General features: G+C 65.4%; 10 protein-coding genes. 8 read left to right on the top strand and 2 right to left on the bottom strand.

Translation table 11 applies throughout. The annotated features are described in order from the left end of the window. On the top strand, positions 1 to 1,107 hold a 1,107-nt coding region (metC, locus tag ATE71_RS21335; RefSeq protein ID WP_058805346.1), incomplete at its 5' end, for a cystathionine beta-lyase. Further along, the gene (locus ATE71_RS21330; RefSeq protein ID WP_058805345.1) at positions 1,104 to 2,405 is read left to right on the top strand and encodes a mechanosensitive ion channel family protein; all 1,302 of its coding nucleotides are present in this window, start codon (positions 1,104 to 1,106) and stop codon (positions 2,403 to 2,405) included. The genes metC and ATE71_RS21330, both read left to right, overlap by 4 nt. Positions 2,406 to 2,445: 40 nt before the next feature. Here ATE71_RS21330 and ppa read toward each other — a convergent pair whose 3' ends face one another. Together ppa and ATE71_RS21320 are read right to left on the bottom strand one after the other, a co-directional pair. Beyond that, positions 2,446 to 2,982, bottom strand: coding sequence for an inorganic diphosphatase (gene ppa / locus ATE71_RS21325; RefSeq protein ID WP_058805344.1), 537 nt, complete (start codon positions 2,980 to 2,982; stop codon positions 2,446 to 2,448). A gap of 40 nt (positions 2,983 to 3,022) precedes the next feature. Beyond that, the gene (locus tag ATE71_RS21320) at positions 3,023 to 4,951 is read right to left on the bottom strand and encodes a M61 family metallopeptidase (RefSeq protein ID WP_058805343.1); all 1,929 of its coding nucleotides are present in this window, start codon (positions 4,949 to 4,951) and stop codon (positions 3,023 to 3,025) included. A 94-nt stretch (positions 4,952 to 5,045) separates the two neighbouring features. Here ATE71_RS21320 and hisS point away from each other — a divergent pair, with 94 nt between their 5' ends. The 6 genes from hisS to ATE71_RS21290 all read left to right on the top strand — a co-directional run. Further along, positions 5,046 to 6,293 (top strand): histidine--tRNA ligase, encoded by a 1,248-nt coding sequence (gene hisS / locus ATE71_RS21315; RefSeq protein ID WP_058805342.1) that lies wholly within the window; start codon positions 5,046 to 5,048, stop codon positions 6,291 to 6,293. Continuing rightward, entirely contained in the window at positions 6,293 to 7,360 is a 1,068-nt protein-coding gene (prfA, locus tag ATE71_RS21310) for a peptide chain release factor 1 (RefSeq protein ID WP_058805341.1), read from the top strand. Before hisS ends, prfA begins: the two co-directional genes overlap by 1 nt. Next, entirely contained in the window at positions 7,350 to 8,177 is an 828-nt protein-coding gene (prmC, locus tag ATE71_RS21305; protein ID WP_058805340.1) for a peptide chain release factor N(5)-glutamine methyltransferase, read from the top strand. The genes prfA and prmC overlap by 11 nt, the downstream gene beginning before the upstream one ends. A 245-nt stretch (positions 8,178 to 8,422) precedes the next feature. Next, positions 8,423 to 9,241, top strand: a complete 819-nt coding sequence (locus tag ATE71_RS21300) for a DUF4167 domain-containing protein (RefSeq protein ID WP_321164297.1) — start codon at positions 8,423 to 8,425, stop codon at positions 9,239 to 9,241. 78 nt (positions 9,242 to 9,319) lie between these two features. Further along, entirely contained in the window at positions 9,320 to 10,717 is a 1,398-nt protein-coding gene (locus ATE71_RS21295) for a DUF4139 domain-containing protein (protein WP_058805338.1), read from the top strand. Positions 10,718 to 10,728: 11 nt separating this feature from the next. After that, positions 10,729 to 11,718: DUF4139 domain-containing protein (locus tag ATE71_RS21290; protein ID WP_414893039.1), on the top strand; the 990-nt coding region annotated here is incomplete at its 3' end.

Genomic DNA, 11,718 nt, shown 5'->3' with positions numbered 1-11,718 from the left:
ATCGTCAACCCGCCGGTCTGGCGCGCCTCGACGATCCTCTACGACAATATCGCCGACCTGAAAGCGCGTGGCCATGCGACGCACGACAAGCTCTATTACGGCCGTCGCGGCACGCCGACGGTATGGGCACTTGCCGACGCGCTGACCGACCTCGAGCCCGGGGCGGAGGGGACATTGCTCTATCCCTCGGGGGTCGCCGCGATCTCGGCGGGGCTGCTCGCGCTGCTGTCGCCTGGTGATCATTTGCTGATGGTCGACAACGCCTATGAACCGACACGCAGCTTCTGCAACGGCATGCTTGCGCGCATGGGGGTGGCGACGACCTATTACGACCCGCTGGTCGGTGCGGGAATCACCGCGTTGATCCGGCCCGAAACGCGGCTCATCTTCCTCGAATCGCCGGGCAGCCTGACTTTCGAGGTACAGGATATACCGGCGATCATCGCGGTCGCGCGCGACTGCGGCGTGTTGACGATGCTCGACAACACCTGGGCGACGCCGCTGCTCTTTCCCGCGCTCGCCACGGGCGTCGACGTGACGGCTATGAGCCTCACCAAATATGTCGGCGGGCACGGCGACGCGATGATGGGGTCGCTGACCGCGCCGAAGGCAATCTGGCCGCGGCTGCGGAGCGCGACCTATCAGCTGGGCCTGTCGGTTTCGCCCGACGACTGCGCGCTGATGCTGCGCGGGCTGCGCACGCTCGACGTCCGGCTCGCGCGGCATGGCGAAAGCGCGCTCGCGGTCGCGCGCTGGCTTGCCGCCCGGCCGGAGGTCGGCCGCGTGCTGCATCCCGCACTGCCGGGCGATCCGGGGCATAGGCTGTGGAGTCGCGACTTTCGCGGTGCCAGCGGATTGTTCGGCTTCACGCTCAAAGGCGCCGACGACGCCCGCCGGGCGCGCTTTATCGAGGCGCTGTCGCTGTTCGGGATCGGGTTCAGCTGGGGCGGCTATGAAAGCCTCGTGGTCCCGAGCAACCCGGCGGAGATCCGGACCGCGACGACATGGTCCGATCCCGATCCGCTCGTCCGCCTGTCGATCGGGCTCGAGGATGCCGCCGACCTGATCGCCGATCTGGACCGCGGCCTTGCGGCGATGCGGCAATGAACGGTCTCGATGACCTCCTCGCGAAGCTCGGTTTTCCCGCGTTCGCCGACGCGCGGCTGGTCGAACTCGGCATGGCCGGAGGTCTGGCGCTGCTAGGCCTCGGCGCCGGCTGGCTGGTCAAGCAACGTCTGGGGCCGCGCCTTTCGGACTGGCTGCATGGGCAGGATTTCGGCGCGAGGGGACCGCTGACGCAGCGTGTGGGCCCGATGCTCGGCTGGCTTTCGGTCCTGCTGGTTATCGGTGTTGCTGGCGCGGTATGGCCGTGGGACCCCTATGCTCTGCTGCTGCTTGACGCCGTGCTGGCGGTGAGCGTCGCGGCGCTGGTGCGCAATATTCTGATCGGGGTGGGACTTGGCGACGCCGCGGCGCTAGCCGGCGCGTTCGTCGCACTGGTCGTCATGTTGTCGCGCGCGGTCGGCGGGCTCGAATCGCTCCAGGATCGTCTCGATGCCCTCGGCTTTTCGATCGGCGCGCGCTATTTTTCGCTGCTGACCGCGATCAACATTTTGCTGACGGTGATCGTTCTTTTCACCCTCGTCCGGCTAGCCAACCGGGTGCTGAAGCGCGTGATCCGCGGCAGCGAAAAATTCGATCCGACGCAGCGGCTGCTGATCGAGAAGATTTCGGCGGTGGTGATCGTCGTCGCCGCCTTTTTCATCGGCATCGATTTACTCGGTATCGACCTCACGGCCTTTGCGGTTTTCTCCGGAGCGCTCGGCCTTGCGATCGGATTCGGGTTGCAGAAAACCGTAGGAAATCTGATCGCGGGGATCATCCTGCTGATGGACCGGTCGATTAAGCCCGGCGATGTGATCGTCGTCGGCGACAGCTTTGGCTGGGTGAACAAGATCGGCGTGCGTGCGGTCTCGGTCATCACGCGCGAAGGCAAGGAGCATCTGATTCCCAACGAGAATCTGATGACGCAGGAGGTCGAGAACTGGAGTTATTCGAGCCGGACGGTGCGCGTGAAGATCGCGGTCGGCGTTTCCTATGATACTGATTTGCGATTCGCGCAGGCGTTGATGATCGAGGCGGCGAAGGAATCGAAACGCGTACTCGCCGAACCGGAACCCGTATGCTGGATCACCGGCTTCGGCGACAGCAGCGTCGATCACGAAGTGCGGTTCTGGATCACTGATCCCGAAGGCGGGCTCGGCAATATCAAGGGCGATGTGTTCCTGCGAATTTGGGACAAGTTCCAGGACGCGGGGATCGAAATCCCATTCCCGCAGCGCGACGTGCATGTTCGCGACATGCCCGATGCCAGGCCGGTAAAGGTCGCAAAGCCCAAAGGCTGAGCAAAAGGCGGCCCCGACCTTCGCCGGGGCGCCCAGTGGGTCAGAAACCGATTTCCTTCGCACGTTCGATGCACTCGACGATGATGCGCTTCGCCTCGTCGACGTCACCCCAGCCGTTGAGCTTTGCCCATTTGCCGGGTTCGAGATCCTTATAGTGGGTAAAGAAATGCTCGATCTGCTGCAGCACGATTTCGGGCATGTCCTTGTAGGTCGCGACCTTGTCATAATAGGGGAATGTCTTGTTAACGGGGACGCACAGCAGTTTTTCGTCGCCGCCGGCATCGTCGACCATCTTCAGCACGCCGACCGGGCGGCATTTGACCACCGCGCCCGCGACGATCGGCGACCGCGCGACGACCAGGGCGTCGAGCGGGTCGCCGTCCTCGCCCAGCGTATGCGGCACGAAGCCGTAATTGGCTGGATAGCGCATCGGTGTGTGCAGGAAGCGATCGACGAACAAGGCGCCCGATGCCTTGTCGAATTCATATTTCACCGGCTCGCCGCCGATCGGGACTTCGATCAGGACGTTCAGGCTGTCGGGCGGGCTGTCGCCGGCGGGGATCAGGTCGATGCGCATGGGAGAATTCAGTCCTTTGTTCTGTTCTCCGCCGAATCTTTTAAAGCCGGCGGCGCGGCGCCAATAGCTGATCGAACCAGTCGGGGCCACTCCCCGTTTTTTCGAGGTGCGGCCAGCGCAGCCCGTCATGATAGGCGATATCGATGTTGCGATAGCGTCCGCCGCGTTCGACGATCAGGCGCACCGGCGTCTTGCCGTCGGTCGCAGCGCGAATCGCCGCCTCGATGCGCTCGCGGCTGTAACTCAACCCGTCGACTGCGACGATTTTGGTGCCGTTGACGATATCGGCGCGGAACGCCGGACCGTCCCACAGGATACCGCCCGCAATGCCATCCTTGTCGATCGTCAGCCCAAGCGAATGGGTCAGGTTGGCGTTCTTCGCCTGCGCCATCCGGTCGCGATCGAAGACGTTGGGGGTGTCGCGCCAGACGAGCTTGTAACCCGCGCGCTCGATCCCGCCGACCGGCGCCGGCTGTCCGGGGGTCTGCAACCGCGTGCGCAGGAAAGTCGCCCAGTCATAGGGATGGACCGCGTTCAACGCGGAGAGAACATCGTCGAAATCATAGGTATCCTGCCCCCAGTCCCCCTCGCGCCCGCCGAAAAAGGTGCGGGCGAAATCGTCGAGGCTTTTCCCATTGTTCGTCGCGCCGCGAATCAGCATGTCGGCCTCCAGCCAGACGAGCGAGCCTTCGTTGTAATAATCCTCGCTCCGCGACCAGCTCGCAAAGGGCTTGGGCTTGCGCGCCGCGATGACCGGGTCGAGCGTCGTGTCCTCCACCGACCGCCATTCGCGGCCCGGCTGCGCGCTGTAGTTTGCGGCGTTGGTCGCCCATTCGGCGAGGATCATCTCTTTCGACTGCATTCCCGAGCGCCCCGCGAGAACAAGGTCCCAGAAGCTCGTCTGTCCTTCGTAAACCCAAAGCAGATTGTCCTGCATCGGCGTACGGTAATCGGGGGTCCATAATTTGTCGGGGCGTCGATATTTGCCGTTCCAGCTGTGGACCAGCTCGTGCGGAAGCAGCCCGCGCTCGGCGTCATTGTCGTTCCATTTGGTGAAATAGTCGGGGTTGCGACTGTTTTCGCTGCTACGATGATGCTCGAGGCCGATGCCGCCGAGTTCGTCGGTCAGTGCGAGCAGAAAGTCATAGCGGTCGAAATGGCGGACGCCGAATAGCGCGACCGCTTCGGAAACGAGCGCGGCGTGGCGCGCGATATGGTCGGGGCTCGCCTCGAGATATTTGGGCTCGTCGGCGACGACGTTCAGCGTCACGCCGTTGCCGAGCGCCCATTGGCGGAAATATTTGCCCGCGAACATCGGGCTGTCGACCAGATTTTCATAGCTGGTGACGCCGAAGCTGTAGCGGTTGCCCGACACTTTGAGCCCGTCGAGCGCGGCCGCGCCCAGCCAGCCTTCGGGGAGGGTGACGTCGAGCTGCACCGGAATCTGGCGCGTGAACCAGCCGGCGGGATACATGCTGACCTGTTCCCATTGCAGATTCATCATCGCCGGAGTGACGACGACGCGGCCCTCGCTTGCGCGGGTCGGCGACAGGAAATCGAACGCGATGTCGATGCTCTTGGTACCCGTCGGCACGTCGATGTCGAAAGCATAGACGTCGGTTGGCTGGCGCGTCCAGGTAAGCGGCCTTCCAGCGGCGCTGGCCTTGAACCCCGCCACTTCGGCGATCGCCCCGCGCGGCGCATGCTTGCCGGGCAGCCATTCGGGATAGAGCAAGGTCAGCTTGCCCGCCTTCGCCACCGGGATCGTCTGGCGGACATGAAAGATTCCGCGCGCGACGTCGGTCGCGTCGACTTTTAGCGTCATCGTGCCGGGATAGGGTTTATCGGCGGGCAGCGGGATGGTCAGCGGTTGAACGACCGGTTGCGGCCGGCTGTTGCCGTCCTGGGCGGTGGCGGTGGTTGCCGACAGGGCGAGAAGGGCGGGTGCGACGAACAGTGCTTTTTTCATGGCCGTTCCTCTGCCCCCGAATCGCCGCGAGGTCCAGCGTCGGCGCTGCAACGGCTCTTTGCCTTTCGACCAAAAACCATTAGACGCCGCCGCCATGAGCAAGGACAAAAGCGCGAAAATCCCGACCCCGCAACCCGTGCGCGGCACGCAGGACATGCTCGGCGATTTCGCCGACCGCTTCGCGCATGTCGTGGAGACGTTCGAGCGAGTCCGCCGCCTCTATGGCTACAAGCGGATCGAGGTGCCGGTGATCGAGCCCACCGCGGTGTTCGCGCGCAGCCTGGGCGAGACCACCGACGTCGTGTCCAAGGAAATGTATTCGTTCGAGGATCGCGGCGGCGAATCGATCACGCTGCGCCCCGAATTCACCGCTGGCATCGCGCGCGCCTATATCACCAATGGCTGGCAGCAGTTCGCGCCACTCAAGGTCGCGACGCACGGCCCGCTGTTCCGTTACGAGCGGCCGCAGAAGGGCCGTTATCGCCAGTTTCACCAATTGGATGCCGAAGTGCTGGGGAGCGACAGCGCGCTGGCCGACGCCGAGCTTCTAGTGTTCGCCGACCAGCTGCTGAAAGAGCTGGGGATCGCCGAGGGCGTGACGCTGACGCTCAACACGCTGGGCGATGCGGCCAGTCGCGATGCGTGGCGTGCGGCGCTGGTCGAGCATTTCGAGGCGCATCGCGGAGATTTGTCTGAGGACAGCCTCACGCGGCTCGACAAGAATCCGCTGCGCATCCTCGACAGCAAGGATGCGAAGGACCGCCCGATCGCCGACAGTGCGCCCGATATCGACGCGTTTCTGACGAGCGAGGCCCGGGATTTCTTCGATGCCGTTACTGCGGGTCTCGACGCCGCCGGCGTTGCGTGGGAACGCAACGCGCGGCTGGTGCGCGGGCTTGACTATTATCGCCACACTGCGTTCGAATTCGTCACCGACCGTTTGGGCGCGCAGGGCACGGTACTCGCCGGCGGCCGCTATGACGGGCTGATCGAAGCGCTCGGCGGCCCCCCGACGCCAGCGGTCGGCTGGGCGGCGGGGATCGAGCGGCTGGCAATGTTGCTGGCCGACGATGTGATCGATAATCGGCTCGACGCGGTGATTGCGGTTGAGGACGACAGCCAGCTTGCGTTCGCGTTGAAGGTGATCGCAGCGATGCGGGGCAACGGACTTGCAACCGAAATCGTGGCGACGGGTTCGCCGCGCAAGCGCTTCGACAAGGCCGGGAAGATTCCGGCGCATGCCCTGATTGCGATCGGGACGCGCAATGGCGAGACTTACGCGAACATTCGCGGCGACAGCGAGCTTACGACAAAGATCGACGCTATTATTCGCGTGCTCTGATGACCAGCGTTTCCGAAAAACAGATCGACGCCATCATCGAGCGTCACGCCGCCTTGCAGGCGCGGATGGCGACGGGCGATATGGCGCCCGCCGATTTCGTCTCGGCGTCGAAGGAGTTCGCCGAGCTCGAACCCGTCGCGAAAGCGGCAAGCGAAGTCGTGCGGCTGCGCGGCGAACTGGTCTCGCTGACCGAAATGCTCGCCGACCCCGAGATGAAGGCGATGGCCGCCGAGGAGATCGCGGAGATTGAAACCGCGTTGCCCGCCGCCGAGCATGATCTCGCGATCAAGCTCTTGCCCAAGGATGTCGCCGACGAGCGCGCTGCGATGCTCGAAATCCGCGCCGGGACCGGCGGCGACGAGGCGGCGCTGTTCGCGGGCGACCTGCTACGCATGTACAGCCGCTACGCGGACGGACAGGGGTGGAAGGTCGAAGTCATTTCGGCGAACGAGGCCGAGGTTGGCGGCTATAAGGAAGTCGTCGCGTCGGTGACGGGGCAGGGCGTCTTTGCCAAGCTCAAGTTCGAAAGCGGCGTCCACCGCGTCCAACGGGTCCCCGCGACCGAGAGCCAGGGGCGCATCCACACGAGTGCCGCGACCGTGGCGGTGCTGCCCGAGGCGGAGGAGGTCGACGTCGCGATCAACGACGGCGACCTCAAGATCGACATCTACCGGGCGTCGGGCGCCGGCGGCCAGCACGTCAACACGACCGATTCGGCGATCCGCATCACGCATATCCCGACCGGGCTCGTCGTGATCCAGCAGGACCAGCGCAGCCAGCACAAGAACCGCGCCAAGGCGATGCAGGTGCTGCGCGCGCGACTCTATGATCTGGAACGCGAGAAGATCCACAGCGCCGAGGCGTCGGCGCGCAAGTCGATGGTCGGATCGGGCGACCGCTCCGAACGCATCCGCACCTATAATTTCCCGCAGGGGCGCGTGACCGATCATCGCATCAACCTGACGCTCCACCGCCTGCCCGAGATCATCGAGGGGCAGATGGACGAGCTGATCGACGCGCTGATCGCCGAGGATCAGGCGCAGCGGCTGGCGGGGCTTGGTGACTGAGGTCGCCGCCGCGCTGCGTGCGACGGCGCAGCGGCTCGCGGCGGTGTCGGAATCTCCGCGCCTCGACGCGGAATTGCTGATGGCGTATGCGCTGGGCGTCGAGCGGCCGGCCTTGCTTCTCGACCCGTCGCGCTTTGCCGTGCCGCAGGATTTCGGCAAGCTGGTCGCCCGCCGCATGCGGCATGAGCCTGTTGCCTATATCGTCGGTTACCGCGACTTCTGGACGATCCGGCTGAAGGTCGGTCCCGGGATGCTGATCCCGCGCCCCGACAGCGAGACACTGATCGAAGCGGCGGTCGATCATTTCGGCGCCTGCGGGCCCCGGCGCGTGCTCGATCTCGGCTCGGGCCCCGGGACATTGCTCCTTGCGGCGTTGGCCGAATGGCCGACGGCGCAGGGCCTCGGCATCGACGAATCCCGGCAGGCGGCCGATTGGGCAGAAAGGAACGCCGGCGATCTCGGGATGGGCGACCGGGCGCGTTTTCGCGTCGGGGACTGGGCGGCCGGCCTCGACGGCCAGTTCGACCTCATCCTCTGCAATCCGCCCTATATCGCCGACAGCGAGGAATTGATGCCCGACGTTGCCGATTACGAACCGGTGGGCGCGCTGTTTGGCGGTGCCGACGGGCTCGACGATTATCGCCGGATCATCCCCGATTTGCCGAGGATCTTGGCGCCAGACGGGCTCGCAATCCTTGAAATCGGCCACCGGCAACGCATATCGGTATCGAAGCTGGCCGAAGCGGCGGGATTCGCCGTAGCCTGCAAACAGGACCTTGGCCGCCGCGACAGGGCGCTTTTGCTGACCCGCGCCTGACCGGCCCCGCAAGAATTTGCTTGGTTTACGCCCGAAAGCGCGGTAGGGGCGGCTCACAGACCCGACCGGGGTCCCTCGATGGTCCGGCCGGTCTGCTTCCCACTTACGATGCTGGTGCGGACCGTGGGGTCCGGCGCAAGCGGTAAAGGGAACCGCGCAGGAAGCGCGGGCGCGACGCGCATATCGCGGTCGGCCAAAATGGGGTTGGCGTAGCTTATTAGCTTATCAGGATGTCTCAGTTGAACATGAACAACCGGCAGAGCGGTCGCCGTCGCGGCCGCAACAACAACAGCAACAACAATAACAACCGGTCGCAGTCCGGTGGGCGCGGTGGCGTCGACCAGGCCAACCGCATCGACAGCCGGGCGCGCGGCAACGGCGCCCAGATGATCGAGAAATATCGTAATCTCGCGCGCGACGCCCAGCTTGCCGGCGACCGCGTCCAGACTGAATATTATCTCCAGTTCGCCGACCATTATTTCCGCGTCGTGAGCGATTTTCGCGCCCGGCAGGAAGAAAAGGCCGCCGCGAACGGACAGGAACGCAGCCACGACCGCAGCCGCGAGATTCGCGGGGTCGAGGATTTCGACGGTCATGACGATACCGACGCCGATATCGATACCGACATGGGCCGCGACGACAGCGATGATCGCAGCGACCGTAGTGATCGCGGCCAGCGCGGCAACAACCGCGAAGCGCGCGCCGACCGCGACGACGACAATCGCGGCAACCGCCAGCAGTCGCGCAGCCGGGCCTCTCGCAATCGCGACGAAGGCGAGGACCGCACCGACGGCGATAGCGGCAACGAAGCCGCCGCGCGCGAAGAGGTTGCCGAAGAAGCCCGCGCGCCGCGCGCCGCGCGCCGCCCGGCGCGACGCCCGCGTAAGGAAGCCGGCTCCGACGACGGCGATGCCGGCATCGACACGGCGGTCCTGCCGCCCGCGATCGGCCGCCCCGAGCGCAGCGCCGAAAGCGAGGCCGAAGCAGAAGCGCCGGCCGCCAAGCCGCGCCGCACCCGCCGCACGCTCGCGACGCGGGGCACCGATGTCGAGGCGGCCGAATAAGCCAACGATTTCACGCTGGTTTTTCCGATTCGTATGACATAGCCTCTCCGCGGGACATATCCTGCGGGGAGGTTTTTTATGCGCATCTTGGCTCTGGCCTGTTTGCCGCTGCTCGTCGGCGTCGCGTCGACCGCTGTGTTTGCGCAGGATGCCGCGCCGGGCGTAACGGGCGGCAATGCGCAGGGCGATGTTGCGGTCACCATCTATAATAATGGCCAGTCGCTCGTGCAGGATGACCGCCAGCTTAGCGTCGCCGCGGGACGCAACCGCATCGAGTTTCCCGATGTGTCGGCGCGTATCCGCCCCGAAACGGTGACGCTGTCGGGCCCCGGCATCGGCATCGTCGAACAGAATTTCGATTTCGACCTGCTCACTCCCGACAAGCTGATGGACAAGGCGGTCGGCCAGTCGATCACGCTCGTCCGCACCAACCCCGCGACCGGCGCCGAACGGACCGAGCGCGCGAAGGTGCTCGCGGCGAATGGCGGTATCGTACTCCAGATCGGCGATCGGATCGAAGTACTGCGCGACGACGGTCTGCCGGTGCGCGCGGTGTTCGACCGCCTGCCGCCGAACCTGCGCGCGCGTCCGACTTTGTCGGTGACCGTCGATGCGGCCAATGCTGGCACTGTCCCGGCGCGTTTGTCCTATCTCACCCCCAATCTCGGCTGGACCGCCGACTATGTCGCGCTGTTCGACGCCGCGAAGGGCGCGATGGATATCCAGGGGTGGGTGACGCTGACCAACAGCACCGGGACGACCTTCAATAACGCGCGTACGCTGCTGGTGGCGGGCAGCCCGGGCGGCGGCGGCGGTTTCCGCCAGATGACGGGCTCGATGGATGCAGCGGGGACCGAATCGAACGATCGCGAACGGCTCGGCGACTATTATCTCTATCCGCTCGCCGCGCGTACGACGATCGCCAACGCGCAGCAGAAGCAGGTCAGCTTCCTCGACGTGAAGGGCGCGCCGGCGCAGTCGACGTATGAATATGTCAATCGCTGGATGGGCAGCAGCACCGATCCGGTGAGCACGGCCAGCGTGCTGCGCTTCTCGACCTCGCGGCAGGGCGGGCTGGGCGATCAACTCCCCGCCGGTACGATTCGCGTTTATATGCGCGACGCCCGCGGCGACCCGCAGTTCATCGGTGAAAACCGCATCGACCACACGCCGATGGGATCGGCGATGTCGCTGCGCACCGGCGATGCGTTCGACGTGAAAGTCCAGACGACCGTCGTCTCGCGCACGCGCAAGGGCGATTCGCGCTGGGTGACCAAGATGAAATATCTGGTCAGCAACGCGCGGCCGGGCCCGGTGACGGTGCTGGTGGCGCAGGACGGGCTTTATGGCGATGTGCGCATCACCGACGAAAGCCTGAAGGGCGAGCGCGTGTCGGCAGACCGCGTCGAATGGCAGGTGCCGGTGCCCGCCAATGGCAAGGTCGAACTGACCGCCACGTTCGACACGCGTTACTGAGCGCCCGCGCGATGCGCGCCCGCTTCCTGCTGGCTCCGCTATTGGCGCTCGTGTCGCTGTCCGCGCCCGTGCCCCTGGCGGCGCAAGGCGAAACGCCGATCGCCGTCTCGGCAAAAATCGATGACGCCGCCGTCACTGTCTATCGCGCGCCGGCTCGCGGCGCCGGGCCGATCAATCCGAACTGGCCGCAGGGTTTCGCCTTCATCACCGAAACGCGCACCGTCACGCTGCCCGCGGGCACGTCGGTGCTGCGATTCGAAGGCGTCGCCGAAGGGCTGCTTCCCGAAACCGCGGTGGTCAGCGGCCTTCCCGATGGCGTGATCGAAAAGAATCGCGATGCGCGCCTGTTGTCGCCGGCGGGGCTGGTCGATGCCTATCTCAAGCGCAGCGTTAGTTTGCGCCGCACGAACATCGCGACCGGAAAAACCGTCGAGCAGGAGGCGGTGATCCAGTCGGGCCCGAACGGCGGCGTGATTCTCCAGACCGCCACCGGCGTCGAGGCGCTCGCCTGTTCGGGGCTTCCCGAACGCATGCTCTACGCCCGCGTGCCGAAGGACCTGTCGGCGAAGCCGACGCTGTCGGTGCTCGTCGAAAGCAAGGCCGCGCGGACAGTGAAAATCCAGCTCCTCTATCTGGCCGAGGGGTTCGACTGGGCCGCCAATTATGTCGCCGATCGCGGTGCCGACGGAAAGACGCTGGGCGTGACCGGCTGGATCACCGTCGCGAACGGCGGAGTGACGAGCTTCCCCCGCGCGCAGCTCAACGTCATCGCCGGGCGGCTGAACAAGATGTACAGCCCGCCGCTGCCGCGCAGCACGCCGGGACCGCTGGTCCTCAAATGCTGGCCGATGGATATCACCAGCACGCATCCCTTGTGGGAACTGCCGCCGATCATCGCATTCGAGGAGGAGTTCGCGCTGGGCGCCGCCGAGGATGTCGTCGTGACCGCGAGCCGGATGGACCGGCGGGCCTATGCCATGGCGCCGCCCCCGCCCCCACCT

Origin of the sequence: Sphingopyxis sp. H115 (assembly GCF_001468465.1) — a bacterium.
GTDB lineage: Bacteria > Pseudomonadota > Alphaproteobacteria > Sphingomonadales > Sphingomonadaceae > Sphingopyxis.
Note: the sequence above shows the minus strand (reverse complement) of the source record. Positions and strands in the feature narration are given on the sequence as shown.

Excerpts from the sequence above, each read along its gene's own strand:
- ATE71_RS21330 (WP_058805345.1), top strand. The coding sequence starts at position 1,104 with ATGAACGGTCTCGATGACCTCCTCGCGAAGCTCGGTTTTCCCGCGTTC.
- ppa (WP_058805344.1), bottom strand. The coding sequence starts at position 2,982 with ATGCGCATCGACCTGATCCCCGCCGGCGACAGCCCGCCCGACAGCCTG.
- ATE71_RS21320 (WP_058805343.1), bottom strand. The coding sequence starts at position 4,951 with ATGAAAAAAGCACTGTTCGTCGCACCCGCCCTTCTCGCCCTGTCGGCA.
- hisS (WP_058805342.1), top strand. The coding sequence starts at position 5,046 with ATGAGCAAGGACAAAAGCGCGAAAATCCCGACCCCGCAACCCGTGCGC.
- prfA (WP_058805341.1), top strand. The coding sequence starts at position 6,293 with ATGACCAGCGTTTCCGAAAAACAGATCGACGCCATCATCGAGCGTCAC.
- ATE71_RS21300 (WP_321164297.1), top strand. The coding sequence starts at position 8,423 with ATGAACAACCGGCAGAGCGGTCGCCGTCGCGGCCGCAACAACAACAGC.
- ATE71_RS21295 (WP_058805338.1), top strand. The coding sequence starts at position 9,320 with ATGCGCATCTTGGCTCTGGCCTGTTTGCCGCTGCTCGTCGGCGTCGCG.